Here is a 14,424-nt window from a genome sequence, read left to right on the forward strand (position 1 = left end):
TCCCCGAAGGTACTCACTTCGAGGAGCGGCATAAATCCGCTGGCGGCCGATACCCCGATTCTCGGGGATTCAGACCGAGAGACGGCGGCCGACCCACCGGGGAATCGCGGCGACCACCCGGAGTCCCGGCGCGCCGTCGTAGAGCCAGAGGAGAATCATCAACAGCGCGAACAGTCCCTCGTCGCTAACGAGAGCCGCCGGAGAGAGTTCCTGAAGGTGTGCCACGAAACTCTGTTCGGTCTCGTACTCTATCGGGGCCACGAGCGGCCACGCGAGAAAGCCCAGCGAGTAGAGGTCCCCCGCCAGTAGCGGGTCGAGTGCGTCGCCGAGCAGGTGCGAGAGGTAGCCGATGACGAACGCCGTGCCTATCGTCGCGTAGTCGAGGAGTCGGAGAACGAGCCACACCGCCGTCAGGAACACCGCCGCGACGACGAGCGAGTGGGCCAGCGACCGACCGTTCGGGATGACGCCGAACGTCCACGCGAGCGGTTTGTCCACCAAATCCGGAAGTTGCGTCCCGAACGCGAGCGCGACGGTCGCGTACCCGTCGGGCGCGCGTCGGGCGCTGGCGTGGACGAACGACGAGTACAGCAGATACCCTACCGCGAGATGCCCCCAAGGCCACATGGAGTTCGGTTAGGGAAGAGAGCGCTTAGTCCTTCGGGCGAGAGCGCCGCGTTAGGCAGTGACAACCACGACTCGGTAGGGGCGAACAGTTCAAAGTGGCCGAGGATTTTTTAAAACATCGAGTAGACGTGTCTGTGGGGAATGGGAAATGAAAGCTGTTATTCTAGCCGCCGGAAAGGGCACTCGTCTGCGGCCGCTGACCGACGACAAGCCCAAGGGCATGGTAGAGGTAGACGGCGAACCGATTTTGACTCACTGTTTCGAGCAGTTGGCCGAACTGGGAGCCGACGAGTTCGTGGTCGTCGTGGGCTACCGCAAGCAGGACATCATCGAACACTACGACGACGAGTACGAGGGCGTGCCGATAACGTACTCACACCAGCGCGAGCAGAAGGGGCTAGCCCACGCGTTGCTGACCGTCGAAGAACACATCGACGACGACTTCATGCTGATTTTGGGGGACAACATCTTCGACGCCAACCTCGGGGACGTGGTCAAGCGCCAGCAGGAGGACCGCGCCGACGCCGCGTTCCTGACCGAGGAGGTACCGTACGACGAGGCCGACCGATACGGGGTGTGTGACACCAACGACTACGGCGAGATTACCGACGTGGTCGAGAAGCCGGACGACCCGCCGAGCAACCTCGTGATGACGGGCTTCTACACCTTCACGCCCGCCATCTTCCACGCCTGTCACCTCGTTCAACCCTCCAACCGGGGAGAGTACGAAATCAGCGAGGCCATCGACCTCCTCATCCAGAGCGGCCGCACAATCGACGCCATCCGCATGGACGGCTGGCGCGTGGACGTGGGGTATCCGGAAGACCGCGAGCGAGCCGAACGGCTCCTCCGGGGCGAGGAGATAGAATCCGGCGACTTCTCCGAGTCGGAGGCCGACTCGGCGGAGGCCGACTCGGGCGAGTCGGCCCCCGACACCGCCGAGGCGTCGTCGGACTAATCTCGTCGCTCGGTCACCGCTTCTCGAATCCGGCGTTCGACCGTCTCTCGCGTCCGCGACTGGACCGAGACCGTCGAGACGCGCCCGTGGACCAGTTCTAACAGGTTCAGCTCCGAGAGGAGTCGATGGGTCTGCTCGCGGTCGATACCCAACTCGCGCTGGACCTCGTAGAGCGTCTTGGCGGTGCAGACCGCCTCGGTGACCCCGACCACCGAGAGGTCGCCGGGGAGGTTCACCTCGTCGGCGATATCCGCCGCGACATCGCCGCTGTCGGGCGTCACGTCGCGGTCCGAAGACGGAGCGTCGTCGGCCGGTAGCGCATCGCGGTCCGAGCCTCCGGCCACTAATTCGGACTCGGACGGGTCCGCCTCGGGGTCGTGGATGCCGTACTCGACCATGTAGTGGCGCACCGTCTTCGGCGTCACGTCCACGCCCAACTCGTCGCGCATCTCCGGAAACGTCCGCCCGGCGTCGTACACCGCCGCCAACTCCTCGGGGTCCTTGTACGCCGGTTTCGGCCCGTCGTCGTCCGAGGGGACCGTCTCGGGGTCGTGGATACCGTACTCGACCATGTAGTGGCGCACCGTCTTCGGCGTCACGTCCACGCCCAACTCGTCGCGCATCTCCGGAAACGTCCGCTCGGCGTCGTACACCGCTTCCAACTCCTCGGGGTCCTTGTACGCCGGGCGGTCCGCCGCCGTCGCTCCGGCCGAGGAGGGCGTCGAGACGATAGCCGTCCCGCCGTCCGTGACCCCGCTGGCGGTCGCGTTCGCGTCGGTCGCTCCCTCTGGAGTCGTCTCCGCCTCGCGACCCATGTCGGTCGGGGAGGCGTCGCCGACCTCTGACGGGAGCGCGTCGATAGCCGACGCCTCCTCGTCTGCGCGGTCGATAGCCGTCGAGAACTGTATCGAGATATCGCCGTCGTCGGTCAAGCCCGCGTTCGTCACGGATAACTCGGTGATACCGCCGTCTACGTCTGCGTGGAGCGGTATCTCCACCGATACGTCTGCTTCGATACCGCCGGTCTCCTCGTTGCGCGATTGTAGTTCGGTAATCTCCGGTTCCGACCCTTCGAGTCGTTCGGCGAAGGCCGCCAATCGTCTGAGTGAATGACTAACTCCCATAGTTCTCCGTCGGTCGAAACTCCTCGTCGTCCAGTCTGATAGTTATTCCCTCGTATCTCCCCCGACAACGCGAGTTATGGGCGTTACAGGTTCTGAGTCGCGATTCTACTCGTGGTCCAAGGAGGACGTAACGTCGGCCGCCCGGTCGGTCGCTTCGTCCGGCCGCCCCACAGCGATTACAGGTCCGGTAGCTGACCTGTACCGTTTCGGTTACGCCGGGTTTATACCGGGCGGTTGGCGTCGTCTACGCATGGGTCGCTGGGGTAAACTCGCCGCGAGGAGACACGGGGGCGCGGGCGACGAGCGACCGCCGACGATAGAGGAGTTCCTCGACGCGAACCACCAACTGTTCACCGTCATCGGCATCTTCGGTGCGCTCTCGGTGTACCTCATCAAGTTCCAGCAGTCGGCCGCCGGGACCGGCGCGGCGACCGGTTCGGTCGGCGCGATACTCCTCTTGTTCTTGCTCACGTCGGTGGTCGCGGTCCGCAACTCCTATCGCTGTACCGAACGCGCCCGCCAGCACGGCGCGTACCTGCTGGTCTTCGGCTACGCCGTCTTCATGTACGCGTTCGTCACGCTGGTCGTCTCGGTCCTGCTGGTCATCGTCGGCCGGTACGCCCAAGGTGCCGAGAGCGTCCTCGGGTCGAGTTTCGTCTACGCGCTCGTGTTCGTCTACGTGCCCTTCATCTTCCGGGCCGACGCCTTCCGGGAGTTCGAGGGGTCGAGTCTCGCCGCCGCGGGCGTCCGGCGCGCTCCGCACGTCGGCGCAATCGCGCTCGCGGCGTGGTACGCGATACAGTGGCGTCGGGGCACCCTCCCGGTGCTGGAACTCGACAGCGCGGCCTACTCCATCGGCATCGTGACGAGTCTGGTCGGCAACCACTTCGTGCTGACCGCGGCCGCGTTCGGCGTGCTGTGGGTCGGTGACAGGGTGCTGACCGCGGTTCGGGGCGGGGCGGAGTCGGGCAAAGAAGCTCAGTAACTGCCCGCCACGCGGTCTATCTTCGGGTCGGTGAACACGTCCTTCTCGTCGTAGCTCGGCGAGGAGAACTCCGAAATGACCGCGCCCTCGTCGCCCGCGACGAACCAGTGGCGCGTGTCCGGCGGGATGGTGTACTGCTCGCCCGGTTCGAGGTGAATCTCGTCGCTGGCGGTGTAGAACTCCTCGCGCATCGGCGGCGCGACCGACCAGTTCTCGGTGTCCGGTACGTCTCCGGCGTCGTCTTCGCCCTCGACGTAGAGGTACACCTCCCCGGCGCGACACCGGAAGGTCTCGCGCTTGCCGGGGTACTCCTCAAACGGCGGGTGGCGATGCTCCGGGCAGGTCTGGCCGGGGAACAGGACCAACTCCTTCGCGCAGTAGCGGTCGTTGTTCTCGTAGACGACGATTTCGGTCCCGACTGATTCGAGGTCGTCGAGACCGTAGTCCACGACCTCTATCTCCCGGCGCTCGTCGTCGGTGAGGACGACGCCAGCGTCCGCGAGGAGGGCCGCGGCGCGCTCGCGGGCCTGCGCTCGCTCCGATTCGTCGGTCGCGTCGCGTTCGTCCGTCGCGTCGCGTTCGTCGGTCGTACCGCTCTCGTCCGTCGTACCGCGCTCGTCGGTCATGGCGCGTCGTTGGCGTCGCCGAAAGAAAAAGCCATCCGCCGTCGGTCCCCGCGGTCGGCGAAGTCACTCCCCGAGGTCGGACCGGTCGGCGAGTTTCATGAACGAGACGTTGCCGTCTTGGTCGAGTTCGATGCGGTAGCCGTGGTAGGAGAACTCGATTTCGGCCTGCGCCTCGGGCGGCGGCGGCGTGCTGAACAGGTGTTCGACCATGTGGTCTACCTGCTCGTAGAGCGGCGGCAGGTCGGTCACCTCGCAGTTCTCCAAGTTGGCGATGAGTCGCAAGAGACTCTCGTTGGCCTCCTCGGCATCCGGCGTCACCTTGCGGTGGCGTATCCGCCGAATCTCGTCTGACTCGGCGTCGCTATCAGTCGTCTCGCTCTCGCAGTCGCCCTCGTCTTCGTTCCCCACTTCTTCGTTCCCCCTCGGCATCGCCTCTAACGTAGCGTTCGCGGGAGTGAAAAATTACTCCTGCGTTTCGACGGAAGTGCGTCGAAATGAACCACGAGTGGCGAACGACGAGACCGCTTCGAGCGGATCGCCGACGACCCCTGAAATGTATTACGGCAAAATCCCGTCTAGAAGCCCTCTACGGTGGCCACGTAGCTTTTCCGCCGAGAGCGATTAGAGCCGACGACCTCGACACCGAGGTCGATTCATCAATGACTGAGAACGACCAGCGATTGCTCGGGAGCGAGTCGCGACGTTCGTTCGTCAAGAAGGGGGCGCTCGCCTCCGGCGGACTCGCGTTCGGACTGAGCGGAACCGGCGCGGCCCAAGACGGTGGCGGAGGAAACGGCGGCGGAGGAAACGGCGGAAGTGACGGCGGTGGCGGTGCCCCCGCCGAGGGCGGCAAGGCGCTGATGTTCAACGACGAGTTCCGGCCGGGAGCGCAGTTCCGCGTCGTCTCGCCCGTCGTGGAACAGCAACCCGACGTGTCGGGCGTCAACCGAGGAGACATCTGGAGCGACTACAACACGCGCATCATCGAGTTCGTCAACACCAACGAGCGCGTGGTGATCTTCCCGGCCCACGACGCCGAGGTTCAGCAGGGCCAAACCTACACGCTACAGGACAACTTCTCGCTGTTCGCCGACGACACCAACGACGAGGGCATCGTCTCGGTGTCGTTCGAGCCGGTGGGGCAGAACGAGGCCGTCGCCGACGACGACTGGGACGTGCTGGACGAGGGCGGCGGCAAGGCGCTCGTCAAGGCGAACACGTTCTACCCGAACGCGCTGTTCCGCGTCGTCTCGGGCGTCGTGGAGTGGCAACCGAAGAACAACGTGCAGGGTAGCGACATCTTCAGCACCTACAACACGCGGTTCGGGGAGTATCTGAACGCCAATGACGAGTTCCTGTTCTACCCGGCGGCCGACGCCGAGGTACAGCGGGACGCAGTGTACGTGATGAACAAGGAGTTCGACATCACCGACCCCGAGGGGAACCTCGTGACGGTGGACTTCGAGCGCGTGGACGAGAACACGGTCAACGACGGTCTCCTCGACTGAGCCGACGGGCCGACGGAGCTTTTTCTTCGACGCGGACACCGCTCGCCGGTCAGCGGTGCGTCCCCGTACCGACCCCCGAAACGCCGACAACCATTTGCCGGACGGCGTTGGCATTCGACTGAAGATGTACAAGGCACAGATTGCCGACGGCGAACAGATAGAGTGCGAGGAGTACGACGAGGGCGACAACGGCGTCGAGTTGTTCGACGGTGACGGCGAGTTCATCGCGTTCGTCCCCTACGCCCACTTACTGTACGTCGGCACCATCACGGACGACGGCCAGATGGTCTGGTAGCCCGGAGCGCCCGGCGTCCACGACGCTCGGACGCGTTCGACCGTCACCTCATCGGGTTTCACGGGCCGCGTACCGCGGACGCCGTCAGTGGAGACACTCGATGCCGTCGTCCGAGGCGGAGGGAGTGGTTCGTCCGTCACACCCGGAGTTCTCGTAGCTGACTTCGGCGACCACCGACCCCTGCGGGTCCCTCACGCGGACGGTGGCGCTCTCGCCGAGTACGGACGCGTCCGATCCGGTGCCGAATCCCGCGTATCGGAGGTAGACAGGTGGACTCGACGTGAGCGTCGCGTCGTCGCCGCTCCGAGTGAGAATCGCGAGCTGTGCGCCCGGTTCGAGCGTGAGGTCTTCGATTCGATACGTCCGGTTGCCGGGGTACTCGACGGCGAATCCCGAGGCGTCCACGGCGTCGTCGGCGGTGTTCCTGAGAAGGACGTACTCGTCGTCCAGAAAGTCGCGGTCCGCCTCGTCCGGGTAGACACCCGCGAATCGCAGGCCGGTGTCCGGGGTCGTCTCGTCAGCCGTCGGCGTCTCGTCAGTCGTCGGCGTCTCGTCAGCCGTCGGCGTCTCGCCCGACTCCGACGCGACGGTCCCATCGAACGCCGCGATACAGCCGCTCGACGCCGCCGAAAGCCCCACGGCGGCCGACGCGAGGAGTGTTCGACGTTTCACGTTTGGACAGAGTGCGTAATCGGAAATAAGGATTCTCGAATGTCAAACGGCCGTTTCAGCTATCGGGCGGGGACGGCTACACCGTCACGCTGAACCGGCTCTCTATCTCGGTCATCTTGGTGACCTGCGCGGGGTCGGCACCGCGGAGGACGCCGCCGATGTAGGTGTACGTGGCGAACGAGTCCGTCCGATTCTTGTAGAACGGACAGCCGGAGTCGCCGCCGTTGATAGTCGTGTCCACCTCGAAGTACGTGTCGTAGACCTCTTTGACCGTCCCCGAAGTGATGCCGGTGCGAGCGCCCTGTTTCGTGACGTTGTAGCCGTTGTCTTCGAGTTGGTGGAGCCAGTCGTCGTCCATCGTCCCCGCGATGCCGGGGTCGCGGTAGGTGTCGCACTGCTCGTCGGCGAGGTCCCGGCGAACGTCGGTCCCGGAGTTCAGATCGACTACCGCGGCGTCGAAGAGGTTCGGCGGGTGATCGAAGTTTATTTTGTCCTTGTCTCTGGTCCCGATTTTGTCGCCCGACCCGGCGTTCTGACGACAGTCGGTCGCGTCGTAGCTCAGGAAGCAGTGGGAAGCCGTGACGAGTCGGTTCTCGTCGTGTTCCTCGTCGTAGACGGGCGTCCCGGTGGTACAGACGTTGCCCTTCTCGGTGCGCCACGCACACCCTGCGGGGACCGGGCGGTAGTTGCAGTCGTAGTCGTACGACGCGGCGGTCGAGACGGCGTCGTCCGTGAAATCGACCTGCTGTTGCTTGGTCACGACCGGAATGCCCTTCACGGCCCTCGCTTTCTCCGTGCCGCGACCGGCGACGCCCGTCACCGTCGCCGGAAGCGCGTCGCGGAGTTTCTCGGCGGAGACCCCCGGCGAGAAGTCGGCCTGCCAGTCGTACTCCTCGGTCTGGTGTTTCACGACGACCGCCTTCCGGGGCTTCTGGCCGCGCGTGACCGTCGTCACACCGACCTGCACGCCGGGAATATCGAGTCGGTTCCGGAGCTGTTCGGCGGCGTCGCGGGCGCTCTGGACTTTCACCCACTGGTCGCGCGACACGCCGAAGTACTCCGGCTCGCGCTCGGGTTTCGCGCCGTTCTCCACGACCTCCTCGTGGTTCGTGTGTTTCCACGCCCGCACCATCGGGACCTCGTTACCGAGGTCCACGTCGGACTTCGCGAGTGCGGACTTCGAGGCGTTGGCCAACGCGGTGCCGGTCACACCGAGCGCGGCGAGCGATTCCACGAACCGTCGGCGACCCATTTTCGTTATCTTGTCAAGCCGCATGTAAAATTCATCCGTTTCGGTGTGAAATAATTCTCCGCGAACGAGAGGAAACCGCCGACAGCAAAAAGTTAATTTTTCTATAATTCTACTCTTAATTTTATTTTGGCTAGCTATTGTAACTTTATTCGACGAGACGACTCTCTCGTCGTGTCGTCGTTCGAGAAGCGAAAAGTGTGAGCGCTAGCGATAGCGAGAGGACCGTTCGACCGGTTCGACCGACTCTACCGGACCGGCGGGTACGCACCGTCCGGTTTTGTAACGTCGCGGACCGAATCGAACGATTACCGCACCCCGTACTTCCGTCGCGGGCCGCCTTCCGGCCGGGAGGGGAACACTCGGCGATTCGTCACGTAACCGTCTTGGCGGTGGTGCGTGCCGACGAAAATAAGATAGCTAACCGTTTCACACGTTCCATTACTGGGCTGAATCCGAGTTAATTGGGTCCGAACCGATGCAAGCATCGCCTGCGTCTAATAGCGTCTAGGACGGAGTGTCGGGCGAGATGAGTTCCGGCATAACCGACGACGACAGGGAACGCATCGCGTCATTTTGCGAGACCCCGTCGCACGCTCGTTCGCCCGACGACCTGACCCCGCAACACGACGACCAACCGACCGAGGAGTCCCCGAAGTCGCTGTTCAGTACGGTCTGGCACCGGTTACGGGGGTGACTGCGGGACCGCGGGTCTCGTCGCCCGTGATGCGGGCGCGACGCGAATGACACCTATTTTTACGTGTGGGACGCAACATCGCGCCACGAGGAGTGTAGTATGGGTTGGATTAACTGGTCGTCGGCTGAAACGATGCGGGAACGGGCGACCGAAGCGCGGTCGCAGTGGCGCAGGTCGCCGCGAGCGAGCGAGCGACGGGGGCAATCCGGCGTGCGGAGTGGGGAAACTTATTTCTATCACAATCGACGAGCAAGCAGACGAATACGAACGGAGGTCGGACCGAGCCGCCGACTCGTCGCTCCCGGCGTTCACCGCGAGTGCGAGGAGGACGACGGCGAGCGTAGGCAGCGTCCGGAAGGGGCCCGAGAACGAGCATGACCGAACAGTTACGCGAAGAAAAGCGGAAGATAGAGGAGTTGCACGAGGTCGCCTCCGAGATGGAGGCCTGTACCAGTAAAGACGAGGTCTATCGTCTCGGCGTGGACGCCGCGGAGGGAATTCTGGAGTTCGACATCTGTGGCATCGACATGGAGGAGAACGGCTACCTCGTCCCGAAGGCGAGTTCGTCGGAGATGCCCAACGACGGGTACGACGCGCTCGAAGCCGACAAGGGACTGGCCGGACGGACGTTCCAGAACGGCGAGTCGTTCCTGATTCAGGACGTGCGGACGATGGACGAGGCCGAACCGGTCCAAGAGCAGTACCGGTCCATCCTCAGCGTGCCCGTCGGCGACTACGGCGTGTTTCAGGCCGGGTCCCGCAAGGCGGAGGCGTTCGACGAGGACGACCTCGAACTCGCGGAACTCCTGATGAGCCACGTCACGGAGGTCATCTCGCGCATCGACTCCCAGTCCGCGCTCCGCGAGAGCGAGGAGAAGTACCGGACGCTCGTGGAGGGGAGCCACGACGCCATCTTCATCCACAGCGGCACGGAGTTCCAGTTCGTCAACGACCGCGTCTCGGAGATGACGGGCTACAGCGAGGAGGAACTCCTCGGGATGCCCGTCTGGAACGTCGTCCACGAAGAGGACCGCGACCGAGTGCAGAGTCTCATCGAGCGCCGCGAGCAGGAGGGCGAGACGCCCCACTACCAGTTGCGCATCCGGACGAAAGAAGGCGAGGTTCGCTACGTCGAGTTGAGCGTGCAGGCCATCTCCTACGACGGCGAGAAAGCCCACCTCGGGTCGGCCCGCGACGTGACCGAGCGCCGCAAGCGCAAGCAGAAGGTAGAGCGCCAGAACGAGCGTCTCAAGGAGTTCGCCAGCGTCGTCAGCCACGACCTCCGCAACCCGCTGAACGTCGCGCAGGGCCACCTCGAACTCGCCCGCGAAACCGGCGAACAGCGCCACTTCGAGAAGACCGGGTCGGCGCTCGGCCGGATGGAGTCGCTCATCGAGGACCTGCTCAAACTCGCCCGGCAGGGCCAAGACGTGAGCGAGACCGAATCCGTCGGCTTGGAGACGGTCGTCCGGCGCGCGTGGTCCACCGTCTCGACCGGCACCTCGACCCTCGACGTGGCCGACGACCTCGGCGAAGTCGAGGCCGACGACGGGCGACTCCAAGAACTGTTCGAGAATCTGTTCCGGAACGCAGTCGAACACGCTGGCGACGACGTGACCATCTCGGTCGGCAGGCTGTCGGACGGCGGGACGCGCTGTTCGGAACCCGAAATCGAGGAGTCGGAACCGGAGACCGACGCCCCGCCCGTCGAGTTCGGCGAGACGGGCTTCTACGTCGCCGACGACGGGCCGGGCATCCCCGTCGGCGAGCGCGAGAAGGTCTTCGAACACGGGCACACGACCGCCGACGACGGGTCGGGGTTGGGCCTCTCCATCGTCAGTAGCATCGTGGACGCCCACGGGTGGACGGTTCGGGTCTGCGAGGGCGAGGCGGGCGGCGCGCGCTTCGAGATTTCCACCGTCTGAGTACCTGACACCGCGAGCGTCGCCGTTACCGCCCGATTATCTGAACCCGCGAACGTCGCCGATGGCGAGCGGACTCGTCGGGAGGTTCTCGGGGGATTCCAAGTCGTTGTACTCGCTCGGAGCCACGTCGTTGGGCGACTCCGGGTAGAACAGCGACGCCAGCAGGTGGAGGTGGCGACGCCCCACGTCGAGTTCGAACTGGCCGCCGCCGTACATCCTGATGTCGTTCTCCTCGCAGAACTCGACGGTGTCGAGGAGAGACCGGACCGACCCGAACCGCGAGGGCTTGATGTTCAGCCAGTCGGGGTCGATGGGCAGGTCGCGGACGCTCTCGACGCTCGTGACGGGATAGTCCCACGAGAGGCGGTGGCGAGCGTCCGCGAGCGCGTCGGCGGTCTCGTCGGTCCACGCCGAGTCTTCGAGAATTGCCTCCGGGAACGCCTCGGCGACCGTCCGGTAGAGGTCGGGGTCCGCGCTCCCGGCGACCTCCTCGTCCTCGTAGTGGGCTTTGAAATCAACCACGCGGACGCCCTCACCCGAGAGGTCCGCCAGCAGGTCGTCGGTCCACGACTCGTCGGCGTCGAGTTTGAATTCGAGGCCGGGGACGCGCTCGTGCCACTCGCGGATGGGGTCGGCGCTCGGCGGGTCGCCGAGGACCGGACTGGCGACGAACCGGACCGGCTCGTACTCGCGGTCCAGCAGTGCGCCCAAGTCGGTGTCGGCCTGCCGGAGCGCGAGGTCGAGCGCGGCGCTCTCGACCGCCCACCGGCGGTAGTGTCGGTAGTGGTCGTCCACTGCGTCGGCGGACTGGTCGGGGAAGAGGTCCAACTCCGCTACCTCGTCGGCGAACGAGTCGAGGGTGTACTCGCCCGCGAGGTCGAACTCGTCGGGGATGGGGTGTAACTCGGCGTCGTAGGTCACGTCCTCGCCCCGGCCCTCCTCGCCGTCGCCGGACAGCGAGACCACGGTGGTCGCGCGGGTGAACTTGGTCGTCTCGCGCTCGCGGCGCTCGTACTCCACGGCTTCGACTGTCAGCGGGAGGTCGGCGACCTCCTCGTAGAGACTCATACCCCAATACTCGGACGCTGGCGGGATAGTCGTTGGCCTCGCAGTGAGTCGGACTGCGAATGCGGTCGATTCCCGTGTTCGAGTCCGAGGCTAGCTCGTTTCGGGCGTCCGCGTTCGGCTCTCATGAACCGACGACGCCCGAAAAATCCGAAACCGAACGACCGCTACCCGGACGCTACTCCGTCACGACCGTCACCGGGCCGTCGAAGTTCAGGATGATGGACTGGGTGAGGTCGCCGAACAGCGCCTTTCCGGCGGGCGAGCGCTTGTCGCCCGCGATGAAGAGGTGGTCACAGTTCCGGTCGGCCGCCGTGTCGAGAATTTGGCGCTGTTCGTCGCCGAGCGCGCCGACCGCCTCCCACTCGACGGCGACATCCTCCAGCGCCTCGCGGCCCACGTCGGCCGCGAAGTTCTCGGCCCCGTTGCGGGCCTGCTCGGCGGAGTAGCCGACCGACTGGCTCGGAATCGACTCCATCGTCTGGCGAGTCTTCTCGTATTCCTCGTCGGTCGTGACGTGGAGGAGGACGAGTTCGGCGTCCACGGCGGCGGCGAGTTCCCCGGCCTCGTGGACCAACGCTTTGGTTGACTCCTCGGCATCGACGACTGCGAGCGCGCGTTCCATATAAGGGCCATGAAGTGACCGGTACATAAATAATACGATTAGGTGGTAATAATTAGCACGACGGGGACGCACGGAGCGAGCGCCGCCCGCAGTTATATGACGGTCGATAGCGTCAGAGCCTCCGTGCCAGAACGACAGTCGACGCGCCGAGGAGTTCTGAAAGCGGCGGGCGCGACCACGCTCGGGTCCGCACTGTCGGCGCTCGCCGCGGCGGACGCCACCGCGCCGCGACTCGTTCCCGAACCGCACGACGAGAGCGACGAGAATGCCGAGACGTTCGACGTTCGACAGGAGGCGGCCGAGGAGGTCTTTCCCCACTCGGTCGCCAGCGGCGGTCCGACGCCGAACGGGGTTCTCCTCTGGACGCGAATCGCGCGCGACGCCTTCTCCGAGGGGACGAAACTGGGCGTCGAAGTCGCCGAAGACGAGCAGTTCGGGAACACGGTCTACCGCGGGACGGTTCCGGCCGAGCAGGTCGGTCCGAAGCGCGACTACACCGCGACGGTGGACGTAGACGGGGAGTTGAACCCCGACAGTGAGTATTTTTACCGGTTCGTCTACGACGGCGCGGCCAGTCGGGTCGGTCGGTGTCGGACGCTCCCGAAACCCGGCGCGAGTCCCGACTCGCTCAGTCTCGCGGTCGCCTCGTGCAACCACTACCTACAGGGCTACTTCGGCGCGTTCGCGCACGTCGCCGACGAGGACGTGGACTTCCTCGTCCACCTCGGGGACCTCATCTACGAGATGGGTGGCGACGGTATCGGCGACCGGTCGCTCGACCTCCCGACCGGCCACGAGAAGGCCCACGGGCTGGTGGACTTTCGATACCTCTACCGGCAGTATCGGAGCGACGAGTTCCTCCGGCGTGCGCTTCGGAACCACACGCTGATTCACACGTGGGACGACCACGAGATAGTCGGCGACCGGTGGTGGGACTACGACGCCGACGCGCCGAAGACGGAGAAACACCCCCGCGGCGACGACCCGGAGTTCATGCGCCAGTTGTACGTGGACGGGATTCGGGCCTACACCGAGTACGTCCCGGTGAGAGCGCGATACGACCCTTCGGGCGAGGAGCTAGCGCCCGACGCCATCCGGGAGAACTTCCGGCTCTACCGGTCGTTGCAGTTCGGCGACCTCGCGGACCTGTTCGTGACCGACGAGCGGCTCTACCGGTCGGAGCCGCCGGGGACCGACGACGAGACGGTCGCGGTCCCGGTCGAGGCCGCCGTCGAGAACTCCGGGCGGACGATGCTCGGGGACGACCAGCGGTCGTGGCTCACGTCGGGGATGGCCGACTCGGACGCCCGGTGGAAGCTCTGGGCCAACGAGGTGTTGGCGGCCTCGTTCCGGTTCCTCGAAGACGGCCGGATAACGGTCAACGCCGACGCGTGGGACGGCTACGCGACCGAGCGCGAGCGGGTCCTCTCGCAACTCGCCGAGGCCGACGTGTCAAACGTCGTCGCGCTGACCGGCGACATGCACAGCTACCTCGCCAGCTATCTCGCGACCGACTTCGAGTTGACCGCGGGAGGCGACGGTGGCGGCGGTGAGGAAAGCGGTGGCGACGACGGGAGCGAGCGCGTCGGCGTCGAGTTCATGGCTCCCGCGATAAGTAGCGACAACCTCGTCGCGTCGGGGCAGTTGCCCGAGTCGGGGACCGACGTGCTGGTCGCCGCGCTCCGCGCGGAGAACCCCCACGTCCAGTGGTTCGACAGCAGTCACTGGGGGTACGCGGTCGTGGACGTGACCCGCGACGAGTTGGTCTACTCGGCCTACGCCGTGGACCGCACCGTGGACGCCGCCGACGCGCCGAAGGAACTCCTCCGGCGCTACCGGGTGCCCGCGGGGTCGGTCGAGATGGAGCGGACCGACGGAAGCGAGGACTGAGTCGGCCCGCAACCGAACCGGGTCAGCGCGTGGCCGAACCGGGTCAGCGCGTGGCCGAACCGGGTCAGCGCGCGGCCGAACCGAGTCGGCACGCGACCGGCGACCGTTCCGCGCGAAACCGACGTGCAACGGGACCGAGGATTTTTAGGGTTTCACTGAGACGAAACGTACAGTTCCG

At 65.3% G+C, this 14,424-nt stretch carries 15 protein-coding genes; 7 read left to right on the forward strand and 8 right to left on the reverse strand.

Annotated elements, in window-relative coordinates:
- Positions 1-69 precede the first annotated feature (69 nt).
- The gene (locus EPL00_RS18505; RefSeq protein ID WP_135854071.1) at positions 70-627 is read right to left on the reverse strand and encodes a metal-dependent hydrolase; all 558 of its coding nucleotides are present in this window, start codon (positions 625-627) and stop codon (positions 70-72) included.
- A gap of 148 nt (positions 628-775) precedes the next feature.
- On the opposite strand from EPL00_RS18505, the gene aglF reads away from it, so the two are divergent.
- Entirely contained in the window at positions 776-1,585 is an 810-nt protein-coding gene (gene aglF, locus EPL00_RS18510) for a UTP--glucose-1-phosphate uridylyltransferase AglF (RefSeq protein WP_135854070.1), read from the forward strand.
- On the opposite strand, the gene EPL00_RS18515 is transcribed toward aglF, so the two are convergent.
- The gene (locus EPL00_RS18515) at positions 1,582-2,682 is read right to left on the reverse strand and encodes a hypothetical protein (RefSeq protein WP_162224263.1); all 1,101 of its coding nucleotides are present in this window, start codon (positions 2,680-2,682) and stop codon (positions 1,582-1,584) included. The genes aglF and EPL00_RS18515 overlap by 4 nt on opposite strands.
- A 277-nt stretch (positions 2,683-2,959) precedes the next feature.
- On the opposite strand from EPL00_RS18515, the gene EPL00_RS18520 reads away from it, so the two are divergent.
- Entirely contained in the window at positions 2,960-3,694 is a 735-nt protein-coding gene (locus tag EPL00_RS18520) for a hypothetical protein (RefSeq protein WP_135854068.1), read from the forward strand.
- Here the strand turns inward: EPL00_RS18520 and EPL00_RS18525 are convergent.
- Together EPL00_RS18525 and EPL00_RS18530 are read right to left on the reverse strand one after the other, a co-directional pair.
- Positions 3,688-4,320: a D-lyxose/D-mannose family sugar isomerase gene (locus EPL00_RS18525; protein ID WP_135854067.1), complete on the reverse strand. Its 633-nt coding sequence runs from the start codon at positions 4,318-4,320 to the stop codon at positions 3,688-3,690. The genes EPL00_RS18520 and EPL00_RS18525 overlap by 7 nt on opposite strands.
- Before the next feature lie 63 nt (positions 4,321-4,383).
- Complete coding sequence (locus tag EPL00_RS18530) at positions 4,384-4,749, reverse strand: HalOD1 output domain-containing protein (RefSeq protein WP_162224264.1); 366 nt, start codon at positions 4,747-4,749, stop codon at positions 4,384-4,386.
- A 230-nt stretch (positions 4,750-4,979) separates the two neighbouring features.
- Between EPL00_RS18530 and EPL00_RS18535 the strand changes: the two genes are divergently transcribed.
- Both EPL00_RS18535 and EPL00_RS23655 read left to right on the forward strand, forming a co-directional pair.
- The gene (locus EPL00_RS18535) at positions 4,980-5,828 is read left to right on the forward strand and encodes a hypothetical protein (protein ID WP_135854066.1); all 849 of its coding nucleotides are present in this window, start codon (positions 4,980-4,982) and stop codon (positions 5,826-5,828) included.
- Between the two features lie 124 nt (positions 5,829-5,952).
- Entirely contained in the window at positions 5,953-6,123 is a 171-nt protein-coding gene (locus tag EPL00_RS23655; protein WP_238398248.1) for a hypothetical protein, read from the forward strand.
- Between the two features lie 84 nt (positions 6,124-6,207).
- Here the strand turns inward: EPL00_RS23655 and EPL00_RS18540 are convergent, their stop codons facing one another.
- Positions 6,208-6,795 carry a lamin tail domain-containing protein gene (locus EPL00_RS18540; protein ID WP_135854065.1) on the reverse strand — a complete coding sequence of 196 codons (588 nt, stop codon included), beginning with the start codon at positions 6,793-6,795 and terminating at the stop codon, positions 6,208-6,210.
- 76 nt (positions 6,796-6,871) lie between these two features.
- Positions 6,872-8,047 carry a hypothetical protein gene (locus EPL00_RS18545; protein WP_135854064.1) on the reverse strand — a complete coding sequence of 392 codons (1,176 nt, stop codon included), beginning with the start codon at positions 8,045-8,047 and terminating at the stop codon, positions 6,872-6,874.
- 526 nt (positions 8,048-8,573) lie between these two features.
- On the opposite strand from EPL00_RS18545, the gene EPL00_RS18550 reads away from it, so the two are divergent.
- Positions 8,574-8,741, forward strand: a complete 168-nt coding sequence (locus EPL00_RS18550; protein WP_162224265.1) for a hypothetical protein — start codon at positions 8,574-8,576, stop codon at positions 8,739-8,741.
- Between the two features lie 374 nt (positions 8,742-9,115).
- A complete protein-coding gene (locus EPL00_RS18555; RefSeq protein ID WP_238398249.1) occupies positions 9,116-10,666 on the forward strand; it encodes a PAS domain S-box protein in 1,551 nt (516 codons plus the stop codon).
- Between the two features lie 36 nt (positions 10,667-10,702).
- Here EPL00_RS18555 and EPL00_RS18560 read toward each other — a convergent pair whose 3' ends face one another.
- The gene (locus EPL00_RS18560; RefSeq protein WP_135854063.1) at positions 10,703-11,734 is read right to left on the reverse strand and encodes an enolase-like domain-containing protein; all 1,032 of its coding nucleotides are present in this window, start codon (positions 11,732-11,734) and stop codon (positions 10,703-10,705) included.
- Positions 11,735-11,909: 175 nt separating this feature from the next.
- The gene (locus tag EPL00_RS18565) at positions 11,910-12,356 is read right to left on the reverse strand and encodes a universal stress protein (protein WP_135854062.1); all 447 of its coding nucleotides are present in this window, start codon (positions 12,354-12,356) and stop codon (positions 11,910-11,912) included.
- Positions 12,357-12,479: 123 nt separating this feature from the next.
- Here EPL00_RS18565 and EPL00_RS18570 point away from each other — a divergent pair, with 123 nt between their 5' ends.
- Positions 12,480-14,246, forward strand: coding sequence for an alkaline phosphatase D family protein (locus tag EPL00_RS18570; RefSeq protein WP_162224266.1), 1,767 nt, complete (start codon positions 12,480-12,482; stop codon positions 14,244-14,246).
- Positions 14,247-14,424 lie beyond the last annotated feature (178 nt).

This window comes from Halorussus salinus (assembly GCF_004765815.2).
Classification (GTDB): Archaea; Halobacteriota; Halobacteria; order Halobacteriales; family Haladaptataceae; genus Halorussus; species Halorussus salinus.